We start from the raw sequence: 25,200 nt of genomic DNA, 5'->3' as shown, positions 1-25,200 counted from the left end.
CAACCGCTCCCGGCCCATCGGGGCCGCCTATCCGAGCGGCTCGCCGGGTGCGGTGGCGCCCGCGACGATCTCGCGCAACGCCGCGATGTGCCCGTCGAAGGCGGTGCGCCCGGCGTCGGTCAAGCGGGCCCGCACCTTGCGGCGACTGCCCTCGAGACGGCGCTCGGTACTGACGTACCCGGCTTCCTCGAGGGTCGCCAACTGCTTGGACAGCGCCGAATCCGACAGTCCCAGGCGCTCTTTGAGGAACGCGAACTCCGCCCAGTCGGCCGCGGCGAGCGTGGCCACCAGCGTCAGGCGCGTGCTCGGGTGGATCAGTTCGTCGAAACGGGCCTCGCTCACGCGCGCACCCACCGCCGCCCCGCCGCCAGCAGCTCGGGCCCGCCGAAACCGATGACCGCGGCCACCAGCAGCGCCGACCAGATCCGCGGATGCCCTGCCCCGTCGGCGTCGAGGGCGATCGCCGCGGCCACGGTCAGCGCGACCAGGCCCACCAGCATGCCGATCACGACCAGCGGCGTGCGTCGCCCGGCCACCTCGGCGCTGACCTGGACCCCGCCGGTGCGGCGGCGGCCGTCGAGCAGCCGCGACGCCACCGTCGCGTGCCCGGCCCCGAACGCCAAGGTCGCGACCGCGACCAACCAGTCCGGGCCCAGATCGCCCAGGACTCCCAAAGCCAGCCAGCCGCAGGCCATTCCCCACCAATAACCGCGGGGCAATCCGACTTCGGCGGCCATTCGCTGCCGCGCCCGCCCGGCCGCGTCGAGTGCCGAACGCGCCTGCTCCGGAGTGATGCCGTCCATGATGACTCCTCACTTTCCTACTTGGAAAGTAAGACTCCACTTTCCCGATGGGAAAGTCAAGGGCGGTCAGCCCAGCAGCTCGTCCAGATAGCACCAGCGCCACGACTCACCCGGCTCCACGCTGCGGATCACCGGATGACCGGTGCCGTTGAAATGCTTGGTCGCGTGATTGCCCGGCGAGGAATCGCAGCACGCCACATGCCCGCACTCCAGGCACATCCGCAGATGCACCCACACCAGACCCTCGTCGAGGCATTCCTCGCAGGCGTCCGGGGTATCGGGCACTCGCACGCACGGCGCCTCGCGCAGGTGCTCGCACGCGCCCGGCGGCATCGGCGCCCGCAAGCCCAGCCCGTCGTCGTCCTCGGCCTCGGCGACCCGGTCGATGGTGGACTCCTCGATGTCGAGGGCGGCCATCACCGCCTGCAGCACCTCCTGATCGACCTGCCCCGCGTCGCGGATCTGCAGCACCGTCTCCCGCTCGGCCGCCAGCATCGCCAGCCGCAGCCGCCGGTACTCGCCGCTGGGGGTGACCCGCTGGGATTCCGAGCGCCCCAACAGCTCCCACGCCGACTGCGCCCGCACCACCACCCGGTTGCGCAGCGAGTCCACCACATCCGGCGGCGTCTCGGGCGCGATGTTCTCCTCGAGCGCCTTCAACCCCGCCGTCGTCGCCTGTTGCAGCAGATTCGCCTCCTGCAACAGGTCTTCGGCCCGGCTGGGCCCGCGCAGGCGCAGCATCCGCACGAGCCACGGCAGCGAGAGTCCTTGCAGCAGCAGCGTTCCGCCCACCACCACGACCGCCAGCAGCCGCAATGTGTCCAGTTCCGGGGTATCGCCGGGCAGCAGCAGCGCCGCCGCCAGCGTCACGACTCCGCGCATACCGGCCCACGCCACCACCGCCGGTCCGGTCCACTCCGGCTTGGGTTTCCCCTGCCGCCGCCCCTCGATCTGCCAGGCCGCGTACGTCGCCGGGAACACCCACACCGGCCGCACCACGATCACCGTCACCAGCACCGCCGCGCACGTCCACAGCAGCGTCGAATGCGGCAGGTCGCTGTGCCAGGCGGCCTCCACGATGTGGCGCACCTGCAACCCGATCAGCAGGAACACCGCGGACTCGAGAATGAACGCGATGGTCCGCCAATTGGTGTGCTCGGCGATGCGCGAGGCCGCGCTCTGCCAGTGCGGCGCACCGTGACCCAGGATCAGCCCGCACGTCACCACCGCGATCACGCCCGAGGCGTGCACCGACTCCGCGGGCAGATACGCGATCCACGGCGCCAGCAGCGACACGCTGGTGTCCAGCACCGGATCGGTGATCCGGCGGCGCAGGAACGCCAGCATCATCGCCGCGGCCACCCCGATCAGCGCGCCGCCGCCGGCCGCGCCGATGAAACTGGCCCCCGCCTGCCACAGCGTCACACTGCCCGCCATGGCCGCGATCGCGGTCCGCAGGGTCACCAGCGCGGTCGCGTCGTTGAACAGCGACTCGCCTTCGAGCAGGGTCACGATCCGGCGCGGCATCCCGACCCGCCGCGCCACCGCGGTCGCCGCGACCGCGTCCGGCGGGGCCACGATCGCGCCGATCGCCACCGCCGCGGAGAACGGCACCGGCAGCAGCCAATACACCACCGCGCCCACCGCGAACGCGGTGAACAACACCAACCCCACCGACAGCAGCGTGATCGAGGTCTTCTTCGGCCGGAAGTCCACCAGCGAGGTGCGGATCGCCGTCGTGTACAGCAGCGGCGGCAGCAACCCCAGCAACACCAGTTCGGGCTCGATGTCGAACTCGGGCACGAACGGCAGATACGACGCGATTACCCCGGCCACGGTGAGCACGAACGGCTCACCCAACCCCAGCCGGCGCGCACCGGCCGCCAGTGCGACCGCGACCGACACCAGCACCACGAGTCCGAACGCCCACTCCACGTGATCATCGTGCCAGTCGCGGTGTCCGTTTCCGGCAGCGGCACCGCGGACGGGTCAGTCGGCGTGGCCCGAACGTGACCGGGTGATCGCGAAGACCCCGATGCGCGCGGCCAGCGCCACCACCCACAGCACCACGCCGACCATATTGAGCATCGGACCGGCGCCGGTGTAGGAGCCGACCAGGATGGAGACGACACCCGCCGAGAAACACAGCACGGTGGCGGCATGACAGACGGTGAGGGTGATGCGCAGGTCGGTGTCCGGACCCGCGGCGCGCTCGATACTGATGGTGAAACTCCTGGCAACACTGTTGAATTCGACCCCAGGCACCATAGCCTCCCGAAGCCGGAAGTGCAGAGTCCAGCAGCTCACCGTTCCCGCCGTGTTCGCGGGCGGGGCGCGGTGGCGGTGTTGCTCAACGGAATTCGCGATTCGGATCAGGGGGTCTGCTTGACGCAGATCCAGGTTTCGCCGTCCTTGCGGGCCTCCACCTTCGGCGACTGGTATTGCCAAATGCACGCGATCTGCATGTCGATCGGGGCCTGGCACACCCAGATGGTCTTGTCGATCACGGCCGGACGCACCTCGTTGCTGGTCGGGTACGTCGCCTTGCAGTAGCCGGGCATATCCCGGATACCGCCCTTGGCCACCTGTTCGGGGGTGAAGCACATACCGCTGTAGGGGTCGTTCATGGAGAAGGACAGGTGCAGACCGGTCTGCTTGTACTGCCAGTCGCACGCCTTGCCCAAATCGATGACCGCCTCGCACGACTGGCCGTCGACCTGGCCGTACCCGTAGGAGACGCAGTACTGCGCCAGATCCAGCCCGCCGATCGAGGTGGACGCGGGCGCGCTCGGCGCGGTCGAGGACTGGGTGCGATCAGCGACGACATTGACGATCAACGGGGTGACGATCACCGCGGCGGCCACCGCCACCACGATCACGGCCAGCGCCCACGCCGGTACGCGCCTCAGCAACGGTGCGAGCACCCGTTGGGAGAATGGGGTCCACAGTGGGGAGAAGAACTGCGAGAACTGTTCGAGCACGAGCGGCCCCTTGTTCCATGCGTGTGCGGCAGCACCGCAATCCTATCGCCCGGGTAGGGGTCGCCACAGCCGAAATCGCTGGGGCTGCGGCACATTGGCGTCAACTGTGCCGGGGCGCGGATTCCATCGGTTTGCCCGCGTCGCGCCAGGCCGTGATCCCACCCGCCAGACTGTGCGCGTCGTACCCGGCCCGGCGAGCCAGCGCCGCGAACCGCAAGGACACCTCACCGACCGGGCAGACGAAGACCACCGGCCGCGACCGCGAGAACGGGACTCCCTGGACGAGCATGTCGTCGAGCTGATCGTCGCGGATGTTCAACGCGCCCGGCACATGGGCGATCCGGTAGGCCATCGCCCCACGGGTGTCGACGATGGTCGGGCGCGCGGCGCGATCGAGCTGCTCGAGCTCGTCGGGGGACAGGGCGGGGGTGGCGGCGAGTTCGGCCGCGTCCGGAGCCGGGGCCCGCCCGGGCTTGCCGAACAGTTCCGGGCGGCGCTTGCGGATGTAGGACAGGTACGGCTCGAGCCGATCGCACACGATGATCACCGCGACCAGCGGATCCGCCTGCGCCGAGGGCGTTTCCACCGACCCCAGGAACTCCAGCGCCGCGGCATAGGTCGCCCCGCTCGTCGGCCCGGCGAGCACCCCGTGGCCGGTGGCCAGGGTCAGCGTGGCGTCGACCGCGCGCCCGGCGTCCACCGCCATGATGCGGTCGTAGAAGTCGGGCTGGAACAGGCCCACGTCCCACATCTCGGTCTCCGAGCGGATACCGGGGATGAAGTCGCCGCGTTCGGCGACCACCGCGACGGTCTTCAACTCCGGATTGTGTTTGCGCAGAAAGGTCGCCGTGCCGCGGGTGGACCCGGTGGTGCCCAGCCCGCCGATCAGATAGTCGACACGGGTGATGCCGTCGCGCGCCAGGTCCTCGTGGATCTCGCGCCCGGTCCCGTGATGGTGGGCCTCGATGTTCTTCTCGCTGGTGTACTGCGAGGGGTGGTACCAGGCGCCGGGTGCGCGGGCCATGGTCGATTCGATGATCGAGTACACGTCATTGGGGGCCGTCGGATCCGGGCATTCCGACAAACCAGGCAATTCTTCGATATCGGTCCCCAACAGCTGCAACAGGTCTCGCACCTCGGCGACCTTGATCCGATTGGTGACCGCGCGCAACCCGATCCCGTGCAAGGCCGCCAGCACCCGCAATGCCTTCGCGGTATTGCCGCTCGACGCCTCGATCAAAGTCTGCTTCCCGGCGATGATCTCGTCGAGGTCGTCGCGGATCATGCCCCACGCCACCCGATCCTTCACCGACCCGAACGGGTTGTAGAACTCGAGCTTCGCGTAGAGCTCCACCCGCGCGAGCCCGTGCACGGCCGGATCCAGCCGCAGCAAGGGGGTATTGCCGATCAGTTCGGTGATGTGGTCGTACCGCATCAGTGCACCTCGTGCCAATCGACGTCGCGGCACACCCGGAACATCCCGGATTCGCGCGACACCGCCAATTTCGGCGGCACCGGATGCATCGAGGCCCGTGCGGCCGACAGATCCATGTGGTAGGCGGCGGTATTGGGGAACACCACGAAATCCCCCGATTGTGGATACCGCGGTAGCCACACTTTGTGGTTGGTGATCAGATCCCGTTCCAGGCACAGCCGCCCGGCCAGGAACACGCCCGCCGCATCGGGATTCGGGTCGCCCGGGACGGAAACCGGCTCGTCAGCGCCGGTTCGAGCGGGGAGGAGGATCGGGTCGACCATCACCTCCTGATCGGCCGGGGTGACGGTGTCGCGGCTCAGATCCAGATTGACCAGGGTCGACCCGTCGGCGGTCCGCTTCACGAATTCCACCCGCGCCACGGTGATTCCGGCGTGGTCGACCAGCGCCTTGCCCGGCTCCAGCCAGATGTCGAGGAGGTTCTCCCCAGCCACCTGTGCAAAACTGCGGCCGCCCTGCGATTCCAGGCCCGTATCCAGGAGATCGGCGAGCATGCGGTCGGCATCCACAATGTTGGCGTATTTGTGAAAAACTGGTGTCCCATGGACCGCGCCGTCCTCGACGTGGAATCCGAAAGTGTTGGCGCCCCACGCCATCTGCTCGCCACGGCCCACGAGTGATTCGCGCAGCGCGTGCACGTATGCATCGAATGCGCCCGCGTCCGCGGTGAACACCTGCCGGAAGCCGCCCCCGATATTCAGCACCGTCGGCGTCAATCCGTACCCGTAGGCCCGTTCGGTCAACTCCAGGCAGCTCTCCACCGCCCGGACCCGTTCGGCCGGTTCGCCCGAATCCAGGTGAAAGGCGAACCCGCGGAACTCGATCCGATCGCGCTGGGACGACAGCATCGCCAGGAGTTGCTCGCTGTCGGTCAACGGCACCCCGAATCGGCTCACCGGCGTCCCGGGGAATCCGCATATTCGCACCAAAACCGGCACGGGGATATCTGCCAGTGCCGCAATGCGTTCCAGTTCCCACAGATTGTCGACATTGATGGTCACCCCGGTGCCGACCAGCGCGCCCAACAACCCCTCACCCTTGGGACCGGTGACTTCGATGCGCTCGGGCTCGAATCCCGCCTTCAACGCCCCTCGCAGCTCGGCCTCCGAGGCCACATCGATGCTGATGCCCGCCGCGTGCGCGGTCGCCACGAACGCGCGCGACTGATTCACCTTGTGCGCGTAGCAGATCCGGAACCCTGGCGCGCGTGCCGCCGGCACAGCCCGCAACCGCTCCACATTCTCCGCGAAGACCTGCGGAAACACCAGATGCGCGGGTGATCCGAACTCGGCGACCGCGTCCCGGACCGCGCCCGGCGTGGCCAGGAATTCCGACACCAGCGCATGCATCTTCGCCGGCAACCCCGGCGGCGCCGCAGCCGTCATACGGCGGTTTCGCTGGTCGCGGGCGTGACCAGGGTCGGGTTGTAGCCGCTGTCGCGCAGCGCCTCGAAGGCGCGATGCCGGTTGCGGGGACTACGGAACTCCGCGACCACCCGCTTGCTGACCAGATCGATATCGCCGACCCCGATGCCCATCGCGTCCAGCACCCCGCCGATGGTGCGCACGCAGTGTTTGCACGTCATGTCCGGGACATAGAACACCTGGTCCTCGGTCGCGAGTTCACCGGTCTCCGACCCCGTTTCGGCCGCCACCTCGGTCACCGTGATCCGGTCGACGATATGGGTGAACACTTCGGTGAACCGGTCGACGACCAGCGGCAAGATGCTGTAGTGCGCGCCGTTGAGTTGATGCGGCATGGCGGCCAGGCAGGCCGGGCGGGTGCCCGGCGGCAGCAGCGCGTACTGGCGCGAGATCAGATCCAGCTCGTCGTGATACTTGGCGATCGCCTCGGTCACGCTCAACCCCTCGGCGTTGGTGGCGCGGCGCATGACCCGGTGCGCGTCCTCGATGGTCATGTCCTTCATGGCGCGCAGTGTCGCCACCGTCTCCGCCGAATACCGTACGGTCCCATCGGGTTGGGTGGTCAGGGTGACCGCGATCATGCCGCGCCGGTAGCTCGAGGCCTGTAACTCCCAGAACCAGCGCGTCGCGACCGCCGCGTAGATGCCCGAATCGCGCATGCCGACCGCGAATTCGGCCGGGGTGCGATACGGCGTCTCCCGCGCCAGCAGCGCGTGCTGGGCCAGCGCCCGCCCCGCCGCCTCGATGCCCACCCGGAAGATCTCGTGCGGCGCGTGATCGGTGGTGGTGCCGTCGAGTACCGCCTGTTCGCGCGGGCCGAGCTTGGTCATCCGCTGGCCCAGTGCGGGATCGGCGTCAAGGGCGTGCCACAGCGCCAGCACCGTCTCGCGCATGGCGATCGGCACGACCGGGCCCAGCCCGCCGGTACGGAAATGCCCGGTATTGGGGATGCCGTCGCTGTCTGTCCAGGTGATGCGGTGGGTCGCGCTGGTCACCTGGTCGGCGCGGCACGGGCGCATGAACCGTTCCAGATACAGCCGCTGCGACAGCGTCAGATGCGAGCCGGACTCCGAAGCCAGCGGCGTGCAGGTGTATTCGACGCGGCGCGGAGGCGGCGGCACCGGGGCCGCGCCCAGTCCGGGCCGGGCCAGTCCGGCCAGCACCCGGGAGGCGGCGCGGCGGTCGTAGCGGGGTTCGGGGCCTGACTTGGTCACGAGACCTCCTCGGCAATCGTGGCGACACACTGGGTGAACCGGTCGATCTCGTCGACGGTCGTGTAGATGTGCGTGCTCACCCGCACCGAATCCTCGTCGGCCGCCGGGCCGCCGGCGGGAACGCAGTGCGCTCCGGTGCGGACCAGGAAGCCCAGCTCGCTGAGCACGAATCCCAGGTCGGTGGCGCTGATCCCGGCGACGGTGAAAGACACGATCCCATACCCGGTTTCGCACGGCGCGTACGCGGGGCCGGGCGTGAACTCGACCCCGGTGATCGGGCGTAGACCCGCGATCAACCGCCGCGTGAGAGCCCGATTGTGGGCGGTGATCGCGTCGAGGCCCAGCTCGCCCAGTACCTCGAGGGCCGCTCCGAGGGCGAGGATCCCGGGCAGGTTGTGGGTGCCGCCCTCCAGCAGCTGCGGCATTGCGCCGCCCACCAGGCCCGAATCGTCCAGTGACACTCCCGAATTGCCGCCCGGCAGAAACGGCAGCAGTTCACTGTGACGGCGGCGGTGGCAATAGAGCACGCCCGTCCCCGGGGCTCCGAACATCTTGTGCGCGGCGAACACCGCGAAATCGGCGTTCAGCTCCGCCATCCGTACCGGCACATGTCCGCCGGACTGACTGCAGTCGAAGCACAGCGCGATTCGCGGATCGATACGCCCGCGCAACTCTTCCAGGGTGGTGAGTCCGCCGAAGACATGGTGCAGATGCGCCACGGTGATCATCCGCGTGCGCGGGGTGATCCGCGCCGCCACATCCTCGATATCGGCCTCGCCGAGCTCGTTCACCCGGTAGGGCATCAGCTCGATGCGCCGTCCGAACCGGGCCAGCAGGCCGCGCAGATGCTGCCACGGATACACATTGGAGGCGTGATCGCGTGGGCTGTAGAGGATCTCGTCGCCGTCGCGCAGATTCGCCAGCCCCCATGACAGCGCCACCGCGTTCAGCCCGGCCGTGGCGCCGCCGGTGAAGACCACCTCATCCGGTGCGGCCCCGATGAATTCGGCCATCGCCGCGCGCACGGCGACCACCTCGCTGGTCAGCGCGCCGGCCCACGGATAGGTGCCGCGCCCGGCATTGGCGGTGCGTTCGCGGTGATAGCGGTGCACCGCGTCGATCACCGGTCGCGGTTTCTGGGTGGTGGAGGCGGAATCGAGGTAGACCTCGGCGGCCTCGGTCAGCGCCGGGAACAGCGCGCGCACGCCGGGGTGCGCCGGTCCCCGGGCGGCTGCGGGCGGCGTGGGCGTAGAGGTCTCGGGTGCCGAGGCGCGCACCATTGCCCTCCCTCCCAGGAGTGAGCGCTGGACGTCACCCACGATACGCACATTTGGCGATCGGCTCGAAGGTTATGGCGGGCAACCGGTTTCGTTACCGCATCGAACAACCGCTCAGCGTTCGGGACCGCCCGGGTTGCACAGCGCCGACACCGTCGCGTCGTACCCGACCGCGGGCCGCCACGGCTCGAGGTTCCAGCTGGCCTTGTCCGGCGCGACCGCGCGCGCCCACTCCCAGTGGCATCGGAACTGGTCGAACATGCCGGGGGAGTCCGCGTCGGGAGCCAGCGCCAGCACCTCGCCCCAGGCGCGATCCCCGGCCGTCGGGAACAGGTCGATGCGCCCGGCGCGGGTCGGGAAGACCTTCAATCGGCGTCCGTCGATCTCGTCGGTCCACTCGGTGTGATCGATGAGCGCCTGATCGGCCATCGGGTCCACCGTCGGCGTCGCCGCGCTCGAGATCGCGGTGGCGGTCGTGGGAGCCGACGCATTTGCGGTGGGAACCGGCTGCACGGGTGCGACGGTCGCCGAGATCGGCCCCAGCGAACTGACCACCACCGGCGGCGAGTCCTCGGCCGCGCCGCAACCGGTCAGTACCAGTGCCAGCGCGAGCACGGGCGGGCCACCCGCGAGTTTCCAGCGCCGCCGCATGGGCATACGCCCCTTTCGTTCGATTCGTCCGGCCGGGATCCGAAACTACCAGCGACAATCGCGCACACGCGGAACACGCAGGGCAGCCCCGGAGTTCGGTGCTCCGGTTTTGCCCGCGCTGGTGTATTGGCCCAGACAGCCCCTACGATGTCACGCGCGGGGCGGTTCGTGAAAGAGGGGACCGTCCGGCACCCTTGGTACCGGATGGTTGCTGACTGGTAGGGGAACGATGAATGCCGCGAACGTGAAACTGCTTGTGTGGGAGTGCGACAACACGCTCTGGGATGGGGTGGTGTGCGACTCCACCGCCGGAGCGCTGCGCGCCGAGGCCGCGCGCTCACTGCGCATCCTCAGCGAGCGCGGCGTCATGCACGCGGTCGCCTCCCGCGGTGAATGGGCCTGGACGGTCGAGCAACTGCGCCGCCACGGCGTCGCTGACCGCTTCGCCGCCGTCGAGGTCGGCTGGGGCCGCAAGTCCGCCGCCATCGCCCGCATCGCCGAAACCCTCGGCGTGGGCCTGGGCCAGGTCGGCTACATCGACGCCGAACCCCTCGAGCGCAGCGAGGTCGCCCACGCCCTGCCCCAGGTCCGCTGCTACGCCGCCCGCCACGTCGACGTCCTCGCCGCCCTCCAGGAATTTCGCGCCCCCCTCGGCGACGTCCCACCCCCGACCTCCCCGATGGGCATCTCGCACATCCACGCCCACTGAGCCGGACCGCCCCGTAGCCTCGGTGCGATGTACCGACTCTCGATCCTCTACGGACATCCGCAGGATCCGGCGGCTTTCGACGAGTACTACTGGAACACCCACATCCCGATCGCTCGGGAGATGACCGGCCTGAAGAAGTGGACCATCGGCCACGGTGAGAGCGCCGATCCCAGCCAACCTTCGCCCTACTACCTGGTCGTGGGCCTCTACGCCGATTCGCGCGCCGAGCTCGAGGCGGTCCTCGCCAGCCCGCAGGGGCAGGCGGCGGTCGCCGATGTCCCCAACTTCGCCACTGGCGGTGTCACTTTCGTCTACAGCCACGAGCGGGACCTGATCTGATGTCGACCTGAGTAGGGCCCCGGCCGTCGATCGGCCGGGGCCCTACTCAGGTGCGGGTGGTCAGGCGGGCGTGGATTCGGAGCTGCCGCCACGGATTTCGACGATCGGCAGCACCAGGGCCGCGGGGGCCGAGGCGGGAACCATCGGCTGCAAGGGTGCGACGGGTGCGATGCGGGCATAGCCCTCGGACTGGTCGGGGCGGGTGTCGACCTGGCCCTTGTTGGGCCACATGGCCGCGGCGCGCTCGGCCTGGGCGGTGATGGTCAGCGAGGGGTTCACGCCCAGGTTGGCCGAGACCGCGGCGCCGTCGACGACCGAGAGTGTGGGGTAGCCGTAGACGCGATGGTAGGCGTCGATGACACCGTGGTCGGCGTCCGCGCCGATGGCCGCGCCGCCCAGGAAGTGGGCGGTCAGCGGGATATTGAAGACTTCGCCCCAGGTGCCGCCCGCGACACCGCCGATGGTGTCGGCGACCTTGCGGGTGACCTCGTTGCCCGCGGGGATCCAGGTCGGATTCGGTTCGCCGTGACCCTGCTTGGAGGTGAGCTTGCGCCCGAACAGCCCGCGCTTGGTGTAGGTGGTGATGGAGTTGTCCAGATGCTGCATGACCAGCGAGATGATGGTGCGCTCACTCCAGTTCTTCACCGACATGAACTGCAGCAGCATCAGCGGGTGGCGCAGCACGATGCCCAGGAAGCGCAGCCAGCGCGGGATGCTGCCGCCGCCGTCGACCATGAGCGTCTGCAGCAGGCCCATCGAATTGGAGCCCTTGCCGTAGCGGACCGGCTCGATGTGCGTGTCGGGGGTCGGGTGGATGGAGGAGGTGATGGCCACGCCGCGGGTGTAGTCGACGTCGGGGTTCACCTTGCGGGTGGCCGCGCCGAGGATGGATTCGGAGTTGGTGCGGGTCAGCAGGCCCAGCCGCGACGACAGCTGCGGCAGGACGCCCTTGTCGCGCATGGCGAACAGCAGCTGCTGGGTGCCGCGGGTGCCGGCGGCCAGCACCACGTGCTTGGCCGTGTAGGTCTTGGGCTGCTTGCGGAACCAGGCGCCGGTGCGTTCGGTCTCCACGTCCCAGGTGCCGTCGGGCAGCGGACGCACGGTGGTGACCGTGGTCATCGGGAACACCTGTGTGCCACCCTTTTCCGCCAGGTACAGGTAGTTCTTGACCAGGGTGTTCTTGGCGTTGTGGCGGCAGCCGGTCATGCACTCGCCGCATTCGATACAGCCGGTGCGCTCGGGGCCCGCGCCGCCGAAGTACGGGTCGGGCACGGTCTTGCCGGCCTCGCCGAAGAACACCCCGACGGGGGTCTGCACGAAGGTGTCGCCCACGCCCATGTCCTCGGCGACCTGCTTGAACACCTCGTCCGCGGGAGTCATGTGCGGGTTGGTGACGACGCCGAGCATCTTGCGGGCCTGCTCGTAGTAGGGCATCAGCTCGTCGCGCCAATCGGTGATCTCGCGCCACTGCGGGTCGGCGAAGAACGGGGCCGGGGGCACGTAGAGGGTGTTGGCGTAGTTGAGTGAGCCGCCGCCCACGCCCGCGCCGGCCAGGATCAGCACATCGCGCAGCGGGTGGATGCGCTGGATGCCGAAGCAGCCCAGCTTCGGGGCCCACAGGAACTTGCGCAGGTCCCAGCTGGTGTCGGGGAGCTGGTCGTCGGTGAAGCGCTGACCGGCCTCGAGTACGCCGACCGAGTAGCCCTTCTCGGTGAGGCGCAGTGCGCTGACACTGCCGCCGAAGCCGGACCCGACGATGAGCACGTCGAAATCGGTGTCGCGTTGGGTCATGAGGACTCCCTTGTCGTCGTCGACAGTGTGGCGGCGGTTACGCTAATGCGGACAGTTGTGGCTGTCAACGTAGGGCCGGGTTGCGGTATCTATGCTGTTCGCGTGGACCGATACAGCCGCCTGCAACTCGCCGAACTCAGCGGTGTCGCCGCCCGCACCATCCGCTATTACCACTCGGTCGGAGTGCTGCCCAAGCCCGGGCGCGCGGGCAAGGAAGCGGTCTACGGTCCCGACCACCTGGAACGACTGCGGGCCATCACCGCGATGCAGGCGCGCGGGTTGCGCCTGGACGCCATCCGCGAGGTGTTCGAGGCCGAGGTTCCCGGCGACGGCGACTGGCGGGAGGTCTTCGATCCGCGCTACAGCGGTGACATCGACACCGGCACGGTCCTCGACGACGATGCCCTGACCGAGTTGCTCGGCGATCGCCGCCCCGAGATCCTTGACGACCTGCTGTCCGAGGGCTACCTCCAACCGCTCGGCACCCGCTGGCGGGTGCCCGAACCGGCCATGCTCACCGGCGCGCTGATCCTCTACGACGTGGGCACCGATATCGCGTTGTCGGGCGTGCTGCGCAAGCTGATCCGCACCCACATCGCCACCTTGGCCGACGAGATGATCCGGGTGGTGCGCGAGGCCTCAGGCCGGGAGTACACCGGCGAGGGCATCGATCTGGACCTGGATCGATTCCGGGACCGGTTCCTGGCCACGGCCCGCGAGGTCGGCGGGGCCACCCTGGCCGAGGAGATCGAACGCGCGGTCCGCCGGCGCTGACCCGCGCCGCGCCCGCATCACGGCGCGGGGACCGCGGCGGGGACGGTGACGGGGTTCTCGCAGCTGGCCGGGGGATCGACCAGCTTGCAGTCGGACGGGAACCGCACCGGCTCGTAGCCCGAGGGCACCCCGCCGGCGGTGATGATCTGCCGGTAGGTGTCGACCGCGTCGGTGGGCTTGCGGGTCAGGCTCGGATCGGTCTGCACGTTCACGGTGTAGAGGCCGAAACGCGGCGCGAACGAACCCCACTCGTAGTTGTCGGTGAGGCTCCAGTAGTTGTAGCCGACCAGGTTCATGCCGTCGGCCTTGGCGCGCTGCAACCAGTACACGGTGTCGCGCAGATGATCGGAGCGGGTGTAGCCGTCGGCGCGCGGCTTGCCGTTCTCGGTGGGCATGCCGTTCTCGACAACCCACAAGGGCTTGCCGGGGAACATCCGCGAATAGTGTTGCAGCGCATAGTAGATGCCCTCGGGGCGGATCGGCAGATCCCACATCCCGGCGGGCGGCGCGACCGACCCGTCCGGCATATTGACCGTGTTGGCCTCGGGCGGCTCGTAGCCGAAGTAGTAGTCCACGCCGATGAAGTCGAGCTTGTCGCCGATGCGTTCCATGAGCGGCCCGTTGACCTGCGCCTCGGCCCCGGCCACATAGCCGACATTGCTGGTGACCAGCGCCTTGGGCTGCACCTGGTGGATGTAGTCGTAGATCTCGTTGTGTGCCTGGGCGACCCGGTCGAGCATCTGGTCGGCGTCGGTGTCGTTCTGGCGCACCTCGTGCATGATGTAGGCGACCGGCTCGTTGACCGTGACCCAGACCGGACTGCGGGAGGTGTAGCGGTCGACCACCTTGCGGGCATTGGCCAGCCAGTCGCCCACCATGGCGTCGTCGTTCCAGCCGCCGCGTTCGGCGGCCCAGCCCGGGTACACCCAATGGTCCAGCGTGAGCATGGGTTCCATGCCGTTGGCCACGATGTCGTCGATGACGCGGTCGTAGAAGGCGAAGCCCTCCTCGTCCCATACCCCGGGTTCGGGCTGTAGGCGCGCCCATTCGATGCCGATGCGGAACACCTTCGAGCCCAGTCCCGCGGCCAGTGCGATGTCGGTCTGGTAGCGGGAGCGGAAGTCGATGGAGTTGCGATAGCGGTCCCAGTCGGGATTGGCGTCGATGTAGTGCATCCAGTTGCTGTCGGGGGCGTGCCCCTCGGACTGGAAGCCGGACGCGGCCACGCCCCACAGGAAGTCGGGGCCCAGTCCGCCGTGGGTGCCCGGAGTGGCGGGCGGCAGTGCGGGAGTCGCGTGGGCGGCTGTGGCCACCGGCAGCAGCGTCGCGGCGGCGGCGAGCCCAGCTAGGACTAGTCGGTGCAGGCGACGGCGCATCGGGGCTCCTTCTCCGGGACGCCTGGTCGGAATGTCCCATTCGGAGCGTAGCTGCCTATTAGCTGAATTCCGGGGCAGTGAGGGGCGTGTCGCGGGGCCCGCTGCGCTCGGCTCACCCGCCGATCAGCGCCGGATTTCCGGACCGGAAAACCCTCGCGCGGCCCTCACCTGCCGCGATGGTGGTCCCGTTAATGATCTCGGTGTCGAGCCGAACCCATGCCGCCTACCGTTCGTGATGTACCGGCCTGTGGCCCAAGCGGTTCCAGGAGGGGGAGTCACAGTCCGGTGCAACCACCCGGCGTATCTTCAGCGCGGCGGCGTCGCCGGGTCGGCGTGGCCGGCGCGGACATCGACCGGCGTCAGTGCGCGACCCGCGCTCGAACAATGCGGGGTTCGACCGAATAGTCCTGTCCGGCGGTGGCATCGAGATAGCGGGAGGCCAGCGTGTCGGCGCTCAGGTCCTCCTGCACCACCCACCCCGTCTCGCGCACCGCACGGGCGACGCTGGTGACGCCGGTGCGAGGCACCTCGAGCACGATCTCCGCGCCGCCGAGGCAACTGGCTAGCAACTGCAACGCCGTCATGGTCGTTCTGGGACACGCGGGGCCGGTGGCGGCACCGGCCGAACCATGGCGGCCCGGGTCGTCGAGTCGAACGGCGAACACCGGGTCCCGGGGCTCGAATCCGGGTGCGAATCGGACGAATTCCGCAAGTTGCCTCGCCGTGGCTCGGCCGACAGGCTCGGAATCCCCTGGTGGCTGCGCTATTCCGCCCTCCCGGTCGGTGACCCGGATGACCCGCACGTCACGGTACGGATTGTGCGCGATGAAAGTGTCCAGGGCAGTACCGAAAACGAGGACCTGACGTGTCCCCGCCGACACCGCGTCGGCGAGCCGGTCCTCGGCATAGCGCTGCCGGGCCGCCGCGAGCAGTCGGCGGCTCCGGCCACCGGGTGGGTGCGGTACCTCGCGGCCCGCGGCGGCGGCTCTCATGCGCCCGGCTCGTCGTCGCGCGGCTCGGGTCCCGGCGCGTTGCCCGGACCGTGCGGACCGGGGCCGCGATGACCGTGCGGTCCGTGGTGCCCGGGTCCGGCGAACGGGCGTCCCGGTGCGGGCGGCATGCCGGGACCCTTGGGCCATTCGGGCATGCCTGGCAGGGAAGGCATCTGGGGTATCGAGGGCATGGGTGGAATGCCCGGCATCGGTGGAATGGTAGGAACCGGCGGAATCGGCGGCGTGGAGTGCAGCGGGGGGATCGGGATTCCGGCGCCGGCTCCGCCGAAGCGCTGAAACGCGGCTTGACGTGAGGTGCCGAAGATTTCGCCGATCTCGGCCCAGGTCCGCCCTTCGTCGCGGGCCTGCCGCACCAGCGACCGCAGCACATCGTCGACGACACCGTCGAGACTGCGCGCGGCCCGCAGCGCGGCCATGACCGAGGGCGGCGGAACGCCCTGGCCGGGGCGCAACACCTCGGCCACGACATCGGCATTGGTGGACAACAGCTTCGCCAGGATCGCTCGCTCGTCGGCGGGATCCCGGTGCGGGGAATCACTCATATGTAAATGCTGCCTTGACGCGAATTCGGCTGTCAAGGAACGATTTACACACTCCGCTTACTGAGCATTAGCTGAAAGAAATGCGCTTTGTTTGCCGCCCCTATAACGTGTTCGTCAGCGATCTGGAGGTGCAGGGCGGAGGACACCTGAAACATGACCCACCCAGAGAGATGCGCGGCCGAACACGAGCTGTTCGAGCTGGTTCGGAAGGCCGGATTCGAGGGATCATCCTGGAAGCTGTTGGCGGACAGTCTGGTTCGCCACGCATTGGCCGTCCTGGGGCCGTGGGTACGCAGCGGCTGGATTTTCGCGGTCGCCGAACGCGAGGGGATGCCCTTGCGTCCGACCGCGCAGGAGCGGTTGCTGGTGGAGACCCGCTTCGCCGAGGACTTCGTGCGCGAGACCATCACCCGCGCCCTCGAACGCTTTCGCCGCGCCGCCCGTGACGGCGACGGCTGGGCCGCCGACGGCGGACAGAGTCTGAGCGGCTACTTCCTCGGTGCGTGTGTCCGCGCGTTCGTCGAGCACTTCCGCCGCAGCCGCCGCGGCGGAGATCTCTACCAGTACCAGCCCGCGTCGACGGTGGCGGTGGTGAGCGAGGACGGCCCCGAGCTGTCCGAGGTCTTGGCCGCCGCCGAGGACATCGCCGGATCCGTCGTCTCCCGCCTGGCGTTCCGCAGCCGTCTGGAGGGCCTGAGCGAGCGTGACCGCGCGCTCGCCTGGGGTAAGGCGATGGGATTGAGCGCCCACGAGATCGCGCAGCTCTTCGCGTTCCCGTCGGTCCCGGCCGTCGAAGTGCGCTGGGCCGGACTGCGCAGCGACCATGATTGGATGACCGGCCTCGACGGCCAGGAGGTGGCCGAATGAGCCCCGATCACGCCCCCGACCCGGTGCTGCGCATCGCAGACCTGATCGAACGCTCCTCACTCAATGACCCCGCCCTGCGCCGCCTCTACGCCCGCATCCCGCATCGCACCCCGACGCGGCGCAGCACGCCCGCCCCGATCCCGTCGGCCGTCACCGGGTTCGCGGCCCGGCTCAACGAGCTCTTCGACGCCATGCCCACGCCCGGCGGACGCCCGCACACCAACTCCGCGGTCGCCGCCCAGCTCACCGCCTGGGGTCACCCGATCTCCAAGCCCTATCTGAGCCAGTTGCGCTCGGGTGCGCGCACCAACCCCTCCCGCGAGACCATCGCCGCCCTGGCGCGCTACTTCCGTGTCCGCCCCGACCATTTCGCCACCGCCGCCCATCCGGTCCCGCGCGGCCACGACCTGGACCTGCTCGCCCGCCTGCAATTCCCCGGCCTGCGCGGACTCGCCATCGCGGCCGTCGATCTGAGCGAGGAATCCCAGCACCTGCTCGTTACCATGGCCGAGCGGCTGCGCCTCACCGAGGGCCTGCCGGAGGTGGGCGCGGGCGGCCTCGAATAGCCCGGCGGCGGTATATACGAAATATCTTGTGCCGAGCCCGGCTTCGGAAACCCCTGGTCTGGCACTGTGACCGGGTGCCGAACCCCGAACCGCCCGTCCTCGCCGCGTACCGCGCCGTCCCCGATGCGGGCCCGCTGCCGCTCGGGCGTCGAGCGGTGGCCGAGTTCTCCGGTACCGCCGCCCTCGCCGCCGTCGTGATCGGTTCGGGCATCGCGGCCGACCAGCTCTCACCCGCAGACCCCGGCCTGCGACTGCTCGAGAACTCGACCGCCAGCGCGCTGGGGCTGGCCGTGCTCATTCTGATCTTCGGCCCGATCTCGGGCGCGCACCTCAATCCGGTGGTGTCGCTGGCGGATTGGCTGGGCGGTCGGCGCGATCGTCGGGGACTGTCCACGCGGGCGTTCGGCGTCTACCTCGCCGCCCAATGCTCCGGTGCTATCGTCGGTGCGCTGCTGGCCAACGCCATGTTCGACCGGCCTCCGCTGCAACTGGCGACCCAGCAGCGCGTCACCGGCGGCCACCTGCTCGGCGAGATGCTCGCCGCCGCGGGACTGGTCGCGATCGGCTTCGCCGCCGCCCGGCTCGGACGCGGAGCCGGCGCCGCGGCGGTGGCCGCCTACCTCGGGTCGGCCATCTGGTTCACCAGCTCGGGGTCGTTCGCGAATCCCGCGCTCACCCTGGGGCGCGTGCTGTCGGATTCGTTCACCGGCATCGCCCCGTCCTCGGTGCCCGCGTTCACCGCGGCCCAGATCCTCGGCGGCCTGGCCGGTTCCAGCCTGATCACCCTGCTGTACCGTCCGGCCGTCCGCGGCGTCTAAGCCGCGCGGGGGTCGTGACGGCGGAAGTCGGCGTCGGCGGCCGTGCCGGCATCGAGTGCGGCGGTGAGCGGGCCGCGACCCAGCGGGCTTGTAGGGCCAGGCGTCCCCGCTGCGGGCGCGGGGGAGTAGCTGGGCCGCTGGACCGTTCTCAGGGCAGCGCGACCGGTGATCCAGGCCCGGTGACGGCACCTCGGGCCACGACCTCGGAAGTAATGGTCGAACGTCCATATTGTGGCGCTCGGACCTCGGGTTCGAACCCGCTCGGCGGGCAGGTCCAACGCAGCGAGCCCTCGGCCTGCAAGAGTGCGCTGAAATGCGATGAGCTGCATGGACTCCGGTCGGCGGTTTGCTCGGAGATACCGAAAGGTTCGGGGACACAGACGATTCTGCTATGGTGGCTCCGCCGATTTCAGGATCGGCCGGACGACAAGAGAATTGATGAATCAAGACAACGCCGTGCTGCTTTCCTGGGTCCTCGCCGCCGCTCTCGTGCTCGCGGTGGTAGGGGTGGTATTCCTGTGGCGCGCCCTGCGCGCCGAACGTGGGCGTGTCGCGGCTGTGCGCGAGGAACAGCTGGACCGCGAGGCCGCGGTCGAGGCCATGATCGCGAACCTGACCGAGAATGTCGTGCCCGCCATCGGTGCGGCGGTGCGCCGCTCGGACCCCGACAACCCGACCGTGAACCTGCCGGTCGTCCTCGAACAGTCGCGCATCGCGGAACTGGTGTGGCAGTGGACCGCCCGCTGCGGCGAAGAACTGCAGAAGGTCGCCACCGAGACCGCCGAGCGGGTCGCGCGCGAACGCGCCAACGAGACCCAGCTCGCCCTCGCCGAGGCCGAATCCTCCCGCGAGAGCGCGATCGCCCAGATCGAGGAGATGGCGCAGCTGGCCATCGCCCAGGCCGAGGAGGCCGCCCGCGTCTCGGTCGCGCAATCGAACGAGAATGCCCGCGCCGCGGTCGCCGACGCCGCCGACAGCGCTCGTGCGCAGGTGGAGGGCGCGGCGCGCGACGCCACCTCCGCGGCCGTGCGCGCGTTCGGCGCGTCCGTGGTGAGCCTGGGCGCCGATGTCAGCCAGGTGGTGAGCGCCGCGCTGCGTCGCCACCGCAATGACGAGACCTTCGAGACGCTCACCCGCATCGACCATTCCGTGCAGCAGATGATCCGTCAGGCGCAGTCCTACGTGATCGTCTGTGGTGGTCTGCCCGGCCGCCGCTGGCCGCAGCAGTCCCTCACCGACGTCGTGGGCGGGGCCACCGGCCGCGTGCGCGACTACACCCGGGTGCGTTCGGGCGAACTGGACCGCCCGGTGGTGAGCCGCGTGGTCGAGCCGCTGGTGCACACCATCGCGACGCTGCTGGACAACGCCCTGCGCTACTCGCCGCCGACCTCGTTCGTGGACATCGGTTTCCAGGAGGGCCACCACGGCGTCACCGTCATCGTCGATGACGCCGGTGTCCGGATGAACCCCGAACAGCTCGAGGAGACCCGCCGCGTGCTGGCCGGCGACCAGGTCGTCGACATCCACGCGCTGGGCCCGACGCCCCGCGTCGGCTTCCCCGGTGTGGCCGCGCTGGCGCGCCGCTACGGGTTCTCGGTCTACATCGACGGCCCGAACATGTACGGCGGTATGCGTGCCATGGTGTTCATCCCCGAAACCCTGCTGGCCGCACCGGCCGCCGCGCAGCCGACCGCCCCTGCCGCGGTGCCGACGCCCGCCCCGGTGCCGATGACCGTGGCGGCCCCCGCCCCGGTGCCCGCGCCCACCCGGCTGCCCTCGCCCGATCCCGAACCTACCGTGGTGGCCATGGATTCGGTCGCACCCCAGGAACTGACCTCCGGCGGCCTGCCTCGACGGCGCCGCCGCTCCGCGACGGTGGCCCTGGCCACCGCCGGCCCGGACGCCGCGGACGCCACCGCCTCCGCGCGTCCCGATATCGCCGCTGCCTGGCACAGCGGCTCCCAGCGCGGCCGTGCGGCCGCGTACGAGCACTCCGAAGGGATGACATCGTGACCGGTACGCCCGCGACGGCAGTGAGTGATACCAACCGGCTGGCCTGGCTGCTCGAGGATCTCGAGGCCCCCGGTGTCCGGTTCGCCGTGCTGTTGTCCGAGGACGGCCTGCGCATCGCCCACACCGGCGGCGTCAGCATCGACGATGCCGAGCGGTTCGCCGCCGCGGCGTCGGGTCTGCGGGCCCTGGGCAAGGCGCTCGCCGAATTCTGCGGCGGTTCGCCCGGGAACTCGGTGCGCCAGAACATGACCGAGTACGCCGACGGGATGATCTTCATCACCGCCGCCGGAGCCGGTGCGCTGCTGGGAGTCTCGACCACCCAGGACGTCGACGTCAGCCTGGTCGCGCACCGGATGAACGAACTGGCCGGGCGGGTCGGGCGTGAGCTCGGCAGTACGTCGCGGACCAGAGTGGATCTGCCGCGGTCATGAGCCGGCCCCGGCGCGATCCCGACCTGGTCCGGGCCTACGTGCGCACCGGCGGCCGCTCGCGTCCGAGTCGGGCGCTGGATCTGGTCAGTCTGGTTGTCGCGGTGTCCGATCCGCCACCCGGTGCGTCCCCGGACGCTCGCCGCATCCTGCAGATCGCTCGGCGCGGGGTGCTGACCCCCGCCGAGCTGGCGGCCTACCTGGACCTGCCGCCATCGGTGGTGAAGATCCTGGTAGCCGATCTGCTCGACAGTGGCCATCTGGCCCACCCTGCCCCGGTGGAAGCGCTGCCGGGACAAGCCCTCTTGGAGGAGGTACTCCATGGACTCCGCGCTCTCTCCGCATGAGCGCGTCGTCGACTATGTGCCGGAGACCGTCACCCGCACCGTGAAGTTGCTGGTGGCGGGGAACTTCGGCGTCGGGAAGACCACGTTCGTAGGCAGTGTGTCCGAGATCCGGCCGCTGCGCACCGAGGAGACGATCACCGAGGCCAGCGTCGGCGTCGACGACATGGCCGGGTTGCCGGGCAAGACCACCACCACGGTGGCCATGGACTTCGGCCGCATCACCCTCAATCCCCGCCTGGCCCTGTATCTCTTCGGCACGCCCGGCCAGCGCCGGTTCGTGCCCATCTGGGAGGATCTGGCCGTCGGCGCGCTCGGCGCGCTGGTGTTGGTGGACACCCGCCGCCTGGACAAGGCCGACGAGGCGCTGTCGATTCTGGAGGAGCGCGGCGTGCCGTACGCGGTGGCCGTCAACGACTTCGACGGAGCGCCCCGCCACCCGCTCGAGGAGATCCGGGAGGCCCTCGACCTGGATCCGGACACCCCGCTGCTGCGTCTGGACGCCCGCGACCGCAACCCCTGCCTGCAGGCGCTGATCACTCTGGTCGAGTATCTGCTGGAGCCCCGCGTCTAGCCGTATTTTCTACGGGCAGAACATCATTCGTGGCGAGAGGCCTGGCGGAACGGGCCGCGTGACGGATCTCGCAAGGACGGTCACCCGGTGTGGAATCTGCTGTACGGTGAGCGATTCCTGCAGGGTGAACTGAAGGAGTTTCGGAATGCCGTTTGCGAGCAGAGGATCGGTGAAGATCCACTACACCGACACCGGCGGGCCGGGTCCGGCGGTGGTGCTCGGGCACGGGCTGTTCATGGATCAGGCGATGTTCGCACCCCAGATCGAGGCGCTCGCGCCCGACTACCGGATCATCGCCATCGATTCGCGCGGGCACGGCGAGACAGAGGACGACGACACCCCGTTCAGCTATTGGGATCTCGCCCGCGACGCCTGGGCGGTGGTGGACGAACTGGGCCTGGACCGGGTCGTGGTGGGCGGGGTCGGGCACGGCGGGTTCACGGCGCTGCGCATGGCGCTGCTGGCGCAGCCGCGGGTCGACGGGCTGATCGTGGTCGGTTGCAGCGCCACCGCCATGACCGCGCAACGCCGCGCCGGGTACCAGGAGGTGCTCGCGCAGTGGACGAGCAGCGCCACCCCGAGCCCGACCATCAGGATGGTGGGCTCACTCATGGTCGGCGGCACGGTCGAGGAGCAGCAGCCCTGGCGCGACAAATGGGGCGCCGCTGATCGCGAACGGATCCGGCTGGCCGGGGAGTGCCTGGTCAACCGGGACACCGTGCTCGAACTGCTCGGCGAGATCCGGTGTCCGGCGCTGGTGCTGCGCGGGCTGGCCGATCAGGCGATCAGCGCCGAGCAGGTCGAGGAACTGGCCTCGGCCCTGGGCAATCCGGTGCCGGTGCACACCATCGCCGGCGCCGCCATGACCCCCTCACTCACCCATCCCGGAGAGGTCAACGCGCTGCTGCGGGGGTTCCTCGCGGGCATGCCCCGCTGATCACGGCTCGAGCAGTCCGATGAACAACTGGTGCGCCGGGCCGGGGGCGGTCGCGCGATAGCGCTGCACCCGCACGTCGAACACGGTGGCGGTGCGGGGGTTTCGCAACGTGAAGGTGGGGTCCAGGCGGCCGATGTGCACATGGCCCTCGTTCCACAGCCGCCGGAAGTCGTGCTGCTGACCCAGTTCCCGCAGCAGACCGTCGAGGTCGCCGCTTTCCGGAACGCCGGCGGCGTAGGCGCGGAAGCGCCCGACCATCAACCGCGCCTCACGCTCCCACTCCTCGAGCACGATGCGCGCCCGCGGATCGGTGAACATCCAGCGCAGCACGTGTCCCCGGCACGACAGTCCCGGCAGCGCCTCGTCGAAGGCGCTGTTGCAGGCCACCACATTCCAGGCATCGTCGATCGCGGCGGCCAGATGCGGCAGCAGGGCGTCGAGCGTGGTGCGCACCGCGGAGGCCGCCGAGTCACCGTGACGCAACGCCCGCGCCGACGACGCCGCCGGACGCTGCTGGGCCAGGTGGTACAGGTGCACGCGTTCGGCCGGGTCGAGCTCGAGCACCACGGCGAGCGAATCCAGAATGGCCGGACCGGGATTGAGCGCCTCACCCTGCTCGATCTTGGCGATGTAGCCCAGACTGGCGTGGGTGGCCTCGGCCAGCTGCTTACGGGTCAGCCCCGCCGGATAGCGCGTACTGGCCCGCGCCCGGCGTTCGCGCACGAACTCCGCCAGCGTGGGCGCGCGCAGCACCTCGACGGTCGGCAGCCCGAATTCGTTGTCGGCCAACAGCATCCCTTCGCACACGGTCATCTGCCCCCAGCCTAGGGGGCGGCACCGGGCGGGGCCGCACGGAACGACGACCCGGGGCGGCCGGAGGCGGCGGTACCACCGGCGGTGGTGGCGGCGCAACACCGTGTTTCGCACAGTGGTACTCGCGAATTCGCCTGCACCTGACTGGGGAATCCCAGCGGTTGCCAAGTGGGGAGCGCGCATTCGATATTTGCCCTGCGAGGGTCGGCAATGGCGCCGGCAGGGGAGTCGATGGGGGATCGGCCAATAGCGAGGAGCGGCACCGGAAATGGCCAATACTTCATTGTCGCGCGACGAATCGGGTCTGCGGTCGCGCACGATAGTGATCGGCGAACAATCGTTTCCCTACTATTTCGGCCGCGACTGCGTAGCCGAGATCGGTGCGGCGATCACCGCCCTGGGACCCGACAAACTCGTGATCGTCACCGACGACGACGTCCGCACCCGCTACCGTCACCACCTCGACACCCTGGCCGGATCCATTCCCGCACTGATCCTCTCGCATCCCTCCGGCGAATCCATGAAGACGCTGACCTGCCTGTCGAGCCATCTGGAGACCGCCTTGCGGGCCGGCGTCACGCGGCGTTCGGTCGTGGTGTCCTTCGGTGGCGGGGTGCCCGGGAATCTGGCCGGGCTGATGGCGAACCTGCTGTTCCGAGGGGTACGGCTGGTGCACGTGCCGACCACCACGATCGCCGCCATGGATTCGGTGCTGTCGCTCAAGCAGGCGATCAACTCCGGGGTCGGGAAGAATCATCTGGGCACCTATTACGCGCCCGAGGCGGTATTCACCGACGTCGAACTGTTCACCACCCTGCCGGAGCGTGAATTGCTTTCGGGATTGTGTGAAATGGCGAAGAATTGCCTCGCGATCCAACCGTCGGCGCTGGACGGATTGCGGAGGGTCATCGCGGCGGGCGAATTGAGCAGCCCGCATTCGCTGCTGTGGTTGCTGGACGCGAGCATCGCCGCGAAATCCGCGGTCACCCGGTCGGACACCTTCGAGCGCCGCACCGGGCTGGTCCTCGAATACGGGCACACCACCGGGCACGCCATCGAGATCTGCGATCACCGGGTGCGCGGGGTCGCGGGACTTCCGCACGGCGCGGCGATTGCGCTGGGAATGCTGGTGGCCGCGCATATCTCGCACGCACGGGGATGGCTGTCCGATGACGAGGTGAGCGTCCACTACGAGATCGTCACCGGGCTGGGTGTGGAGCCGGCGCTGCCCGCGTCGGTGAGCGTCGACGATGTGCTCGCGGTGATCGCCGACGACAACAAGAAGGGGTACCTGCCGCCGCGGCCGGACACGGTGCCGTTCGTGCTGCTGCGGTCGCTGGGGCGTCCGGCGAATACGGGGGACCTTCCGCTGGTGCCGGTGCAGGTGTCGGAGATCCGGGCCGCGCTCGATGTCGTCGCGCGGACGTCCGCGCCGGTCGTGGTCGGGTAGG

27 protein-coding genes are annotated in these 25,200 nt (G+C 69.4%); 12 read left to right on the top strand and 15 right to left on the bottom strand.

All coding sequences use genetic code 11. The features are described 5' to 3' along the window. Window positions 1-27 precede the first annotated feature (27 nt). From ABZ412_RS05795 to ABZ412_RS05750, 10 genes are all read right to left on the bottom strand, one after another. Window positions 28-342, bottom strand: a complete 315-nt coding sequence (locus tag ABZ412_RS05795) for a transcriptional regulator (protein ID WP_357276806.1) — start codon at window positions 340-342, stop codon at window positions 28-30. Further along, window positions 339-803: a hypothetical protein gene (locus ABZ412_RS05790; protein ID WP_357276805.1), complete on the bottom strand. Its 465-nt coding sequence runs from the start codon at window positions 801-803 to the stop codon at window positions 339-341. Before ABZ412_RS05790 ends, ABZ412_RS05795 begins: the two co-directional genes overlap by 4 nt. A 66-nt stretch (window positions 804-869) precedes the next feature. Beyond that, window positions 870-2,738, bottom strand: coding sequence for a Na+/H+ antiporter (locus ABZ412_RS05785; RefSeq protein ID WP_357276803.1), 1,869 nt, complete (start codon window positions 2,736-2,738; stop codon window positions 870-872). 54 nt (window positions 2,739-2,792) lie between these two features. Next, a complete protein-coding gene (locus tag ABZ412_RS05780; protein WP_357276802.1) occupies window positions 2,793-3,068 on the bottom strand; it encodes a hypothetical protein in 276 nt (91 codons plus the stop codon). Window positions 3,069-3,175: 107 nt separating this feature from the next. Next, entirely contained in the window at window positions 3,176-3,784 is a 609-nt protein-coding gene (locus tag ABZ412_RS05775) for a hypothetical protein (RefSeq protein ID WP_357276800.1), read from the bottom strand. A gap of 100 nt (window positions 3,785-3,884) precedes the next feature. Continuing rightward, the gene (locus ABZ412_RS05770; RefSeq protein WP_357276798.1) at window positions 3,885-5,219 is read right to left on the bottom strand and encodes a pyridoxal-phosphate dependent enzyme; all 1,335 of its coding nucleotides are present in this window, start codon (window positions 5,217-5,219) and stop codon (window positions 3,885-3,887) included. Next, on the bottom strand, window positions 5,219-6,628 hold the full coding sequence (locus tag ABZ412_RS05765; protein WP_357276796.1) for a decarboxylase: 1,410 nt from the start codon (window positions 6,626-6,628) through the stop codon (window positions 5,219-5,221). Before ABZ412_RS05765 ends, ABZ412_RS05770 begins: the two co-directional genes overlap by 1 nt. 32 nt (window positions 6,629-6,660) lie before the next feature. After that, window positions 6,661-7,917: a heavy-metal-associated domain-containing protein gene (locus ABZ412_RS05760; RefSeq protein ID WP_357276794.1), complete on the bottom strand. Its 1,257-nt coding sequence runs from the start codon at window positions 7,915-7,917 to the stop codon at window positions 6,661-6,663. After that, window positions 7,914-9,197 (bottom strand): aminotransferase class V-fold PLP-dependent enzyme, encoded by a 1,284-nt coding sequence (locus tag ABZ412_RS05755; protein WP_357276792.1) that lies wholly within the window; start codon window positions 9,195-9,197, stop codon window positions 7,914-7,916. The genes ABZ412_RS05760 and ABZ412_RS05755 overlap by 4 nt, the downstream gene beginning before the upstream one ends. A gap of 111 nt (window positions 9,198-9,308) precedes the next feature. Beyond that, window positions 9,309-9,851: a DUF2599 domain-containing protein gene (locus ABZ412_RS05750; RefSeq protein ID WP_357276790.1), complete on the bottom strand. Its 543-nt coding sequence runs from the start codon at window positions 9,849-9,851 to the stop codon at window positions 9,309-9,311. Between the two features lie 238 nt (window positions 9,852-10,089). On the opposite strand from ABZ412_RS05750, the gene ABZ412_RS05745 reads away from it, so the two are divergent. Together ABZ412_RS05745 and ABZ412_RS05740 are read left to right on the top strand one after the other, a co-directional pair. Continuing rightward, window positions 10,090-10,554, top strand: a complete 465-nt coding sequence (locus tag ABZ412_RS05745) for a hypothetical protein (protein WP_357276788.1) — start codon at window positions 10,090-10,092, stop codon at window positions 10,552-10,554. Window positions 10,555-10,581: 27 nt separating this feature from the next. Continuing rightward, on the top strand, window positions 10,582-10,893 hold the full coding sequence (locus ABZ412_RS05740; RefSeq protein ID WP_357276786.1) for an EthD family reductase: 312 nt from the start codon (window positions 10,582-10,584) through the stop codon (window positions 10,891-10,893). A 60-nt stretch (window positions 10,894-10,953) separates the two neighbouring features. Here ABZ412_RS05740 and ABZ412_RS05735 read toward each other — a convergent pair whose 3' ends face one another. Next, on the bottom strand, window positions 10,954-12,684 hold the full coding sequence (locus ABZ412_RS05735; RefSeq protein WP_357276784.1) for a GMC family oxidoreductase: 1,731 nt from the start codon (window positions 12,682-12,684) through the stop codon (window positions 10,954-10,956). A 102-nt stretch (window positions 12,685-12,786) separates the two neighbouring features. On the opposite strand from ABZ412_RS05735, the gene ABZ412_RS05730 reads away from it, so the two are divergent. Further along, complete coding sequence (locus ABZ412_RS05730) at window positions 12,787-13,458, top strand: MerR family transcriptional regulator (protein WP_357276781.1); 672 nt, start codon at window positions 12,787-12,789, stop codon at window positions 13,456-13,458. Window positions 13,459-13,475: 17 nt separating this feature from the next. Here the strand turns inward: ABZ412_RS05730 and ABZ412_RS05725 are convergent, their stop codons facing one another. The 3 genes from ABZ412_RS05725 to ABZ412_RS05715 all read right to left on the bottom strand — a co-directional run bounded on the left by ABZ412_RS05725 (window position 13,476) and on the right by ABZ412_RS05715 (window position 16,389). Then, a complete protein-coding gene (locus ABZ412_RS05725; RefSeq protein WP_357276778.1) occupies window positions 13,476-14,834 on the bottom strand; it encodes a family 1 glycosylhydrolase in 1,359 nt (452 codons plus the stop codon). A gap of 359 nt (window positions 14,835-15,193) precedes the next feature. Beyond that, a complete protein-coding gene (locus ABZ412_RS05720; RefSeq protein WP_357276776.1) occupies window positions 15,194-15,826 on the bottom strand; it encodes a class I SAM-dependent methyltransferase in 633 nt (210 codons plus the stop codon). Continuing rightward, window positions 15,823-16,389 carry a hypothetical protein gene (locus ABZ412_RS05715; protein WP_357276773.1) on the bottom strand — a complete coding sequence of 189 codons (567 nt, stop codon included), beginning with the start codon at window positions 16,387-16,389 and terminating at the stop codon, window positions 15,823-15,825. Before ABZ412_RS05715 ends, ABZ412_RS05720 begins: the two co-directional genes overlap by 4 nt. A 153-nt stretch (window positions 16,390-16,542) precedes the next feature. Between ABZ412_RS05715 and ABZ412_RS05710 the strand changes: the two genes are divergently transcribed. From ABZ412_RS05710 to ABZ412_RS05675, 8 genes are all read left to right on the top strand, one after another. Further along, entirely contained in the window at window positions 16,543-17,256 is a 714-nt protein-coding gene (locus tag ABZ412_RS05710; RefSeq protein WP_357276771.1) for a hypothetical protein, read from the top strand. A 191-nt stretch (window positions 17,257-17,447) separates the two neighbouring features. Continuing rightward, window positions 17,448-17,822, top strand: a complete 375-nt coding sequence (locus tag ABZ412_RS05705) for a helix-turn-helix transcriptional regulator (RefSeq protein WP_357277141.1) — start codon at window positions 17,448-17,450, stop codon at window positions 17,820-17,822. Between the two features lie 74 nt (window positions 17,823-17,896). After that, window positions 17,897-18,640 carry an aquaporin gene (locus ABZ412_RS05700; protein WP_357276768.1) on the top strand — a complete coding sequence of 248 codons (744 nt, stop codon included), beginning with the start codon at window positions 17,897-17,899 and terminating at the stop codon, window positions 18,638-18,640. Between the two features lie 438 nt (window positions 18,641-19,078). Beyond that, complete coding sequence (locus ABZ412_RS05695; RefSeq protein ID WP_357276766.1) at window positions 19,079-20,653, top strand: sensor histidine kinase; 1,575 nt, start codon at window positions 19,079-19,081, stop codon at window positions 20,651-20,653. Further along, window positions 20,650-21,084: a roadblock/LC7 domain-containing protein gene (locus ABZ412_RS05690; RefSeq protein ID WP_357276764.1), complete on the top strand. Its 435-nt coding sequence runs from the start codon at window positions 20,650-20,652 to the stop codon at window positions 21,082-21,084. The genes ABZ412_RS05695 and ABZ412_RS05690 overlap by 4 nt, the downstream gene beginning before the upstream one ends. Further along, on the top strand, window positions 21,081-21,428 hold the full coding sequence (locus ABZ412_RS05685) for a DUF742 domain-containing protein (RefSeq protein ID WP_357082077.1): 348 nt from the start codon (window positions 21,081-21,083) through the stop codon (window positions 21,426-21,428). The genes ABZ412_RS05690 and ABZ412_RS05685 overlap by 4 nt, the downstream gene beginning before the upstream one ends. Continuing rightward, entirely contained in the window at window positions 21,403-21,999 is a 597-nt protein-coding gene (locus tag ABZ412_RS05680) for an ATP/GTP-binding protein (RefSeq protein ID WP_357276762.1), read from the top strand. Before ABZ412_RS05685 ends, ABZ412_RS05680 begins: the two co-directional genes overlap by 26 nt. Window positions 22,000-22,144: 145 nt before the next feature. Further along, on the top strand, window positions 22,145-22,936 hold the full coding sequence (locus ABZ412_RS05675) for an alpha/beta hydrolase (protein WP_357276759.1): 792 nt from the start codon (window positions 22,145-22,147) through the stop codon (window positions 22,934-22,936). Here the strand turns inward: ABZ412_RS05675 and ABZ412_RS05670 are convergent, their stop codons facing one another. Further along, window positions 22,937-23,749: a helix-turn-helix transcriptional regulator gene (locus tag ABZ412_RS05670; RefSeq protein WP_357276757.1), complete on the bottom strand. Its 813-nt coding sequence runs from the start codon at window positions 23,747-23,749 to the stop codon at window positions 22,937-22,939. It lies immediately after the preceding gene. 268 nt (window positions 23,750-24,017) lie between these two features. Between ABZ412_RS05670 and ABZ412_RS05665 the strand changes: the two genes are divergently transcribed. Then, a complete protein-coding gene (locus ABZ412_RS05665; RefSeq protein ID WP_357276754.1) occupies window positions 24,018-25,199 on the top strand; it encodes a 2-deoxy-scyllo-inosose synthase in 1,182 nt (393 codons plus the stop codon). Window position 25,200: the final 1 nt, after the last annotated feature.

The sequence above is a fragment of the Nocardia sp. NPDC005746 genome (assembly GCF_040630785.1).
Taxonomy (GTDB): domain Bacteria; phylum Actinomycetota; class Actinomycetes; order Mycobacteriales; family Mycobacteriaceae; genus Nocardia.
This window is presented reverse-complemented; position numbering and strand designations above follow the sequence as displayed.

Coding starts and splice junctions, on each gene's coding strand:
- ABZ412_RS05790 (WP_357276805.1), bottom strand. CDS start 803: ATGGACGGCATCACTCCGGAGCAGGCGCGTTCGGCACTCGACGCGGCC.
- ABZ412_RS05770 (WP_357276798.1), bottom strand. CDS start 5,219: ATGCGGTACGACCACATCACCGAACTGATCGGCAATACCCCCTTGCTG.
- ABZ412_RS05765 (WP_357276796.1), bottom strand. CDS start 6,628: ATGCATGCGCTGGTGTCGGAATTCCTGGCCACGCCGGGCGCGGTCCGG.
- ABZ412_RS05755 (WP_357276792.1), bottom strand. CDS start 9,197: ATGGTGCGCGCCTCGGCACCCGAGACCTCTACGCCCACGCCGCCCGCA.
- ABZ412_RS05750 (WP_357276790.1), bottom strand. CDS start 9,851: ATGCCCATGCGGCGGCGCTGGAAACTCGCGGGTGGCCCGCCCGTGCTC.
- ABZ412_RS05740 (WP_357276786.1), top strand. CDS start 10,582: ATGTACCGACTCTCGATCCTCTACGGACATCCGCAGGATCCGGCGGCT.
- ABZ412_RS05735 (WP_357276784.1), bottom strand. CDS start 12,684: ATGACCCAACGCGACACCGATTTCGACGTGCTCATCGTCGGGTCCGGC.
- ABZ412_RS05725 (WP_357276778.1), bottom strand. CDS start 14,834: ATGCGCCGTCGCCTGCACCGACTAGTCCTAGCTGGGCTCGCCGCCGCC.
- ABZ412_RS05720 (WP_357276776.1), bottom strand. CDS start 15,826: ATGAGAGCCGCCGCCGCGGGCCGCGAGGTACCGCACCCACCCGGTGGC.
- ABZ412_RS05715 (WP_357276773.1), bottom strand. CDS start 16,389: ATGAGTGATTCCCCGCACCGGGATCCCGCCGACGAGCGAGCGATCCTG.
- ABZ412_RS05710 (WP_357276771.1), top strand. CDS start 16,543: ATGACCCACCCAGAGAGATGCGCGGCCGAACACGAGCTGTTCGAGCTG.
- ABZ412_RS05705 (WP_357277141.1), top strand. CDS start 17,448: ATGCCCACGCCCGGCGGACGCCCGCACACCAACTCCGCGGTCGCCGCC.
- ABZ412_RS05695 (WP_357276766.1), top strand. CDS start 19,079: ATGAATCAAGACAACGCCGTGCTGCTTTCCTGGGTCCTCGCCGCCGCT.
- ABZ412_RS05685 (WP_357082077.1), top strand. CDS start 21,081: ATGAGCCGGCCCCGGCGCGATCCCGACCTGGTCCGGGCCTACGTGCGC.
- ABZ412_RS05680 (WP_357276762.1), top strand. CDS start 21,403: ATGGACTCCGCGCTCTCTCCGCATGAGCGCGTCGTCGACTATGTGCCG.
- ABZ412_RS05675 (WP_357276759.1), top strand. CDS start 22,145: ATGCCGTTTGCGAGCAGAGGATCGGTGAAGATCCACTACACCGACACC.
- ABZ412_RS05670 (WP_357276757.1), bottom strand. CDS start 23,749: ATGACCGTGTGCGAAGGGATGCTGTTGGCCGACAACGAATTCGGGCTG.
- ABZ412_RS05665 (WP_357276754.1), top strand. CDS start 24,018: ATGGCCAATACTTCATTGTCGCGCGACGAATCGGGTCTGCGGTCGCGC.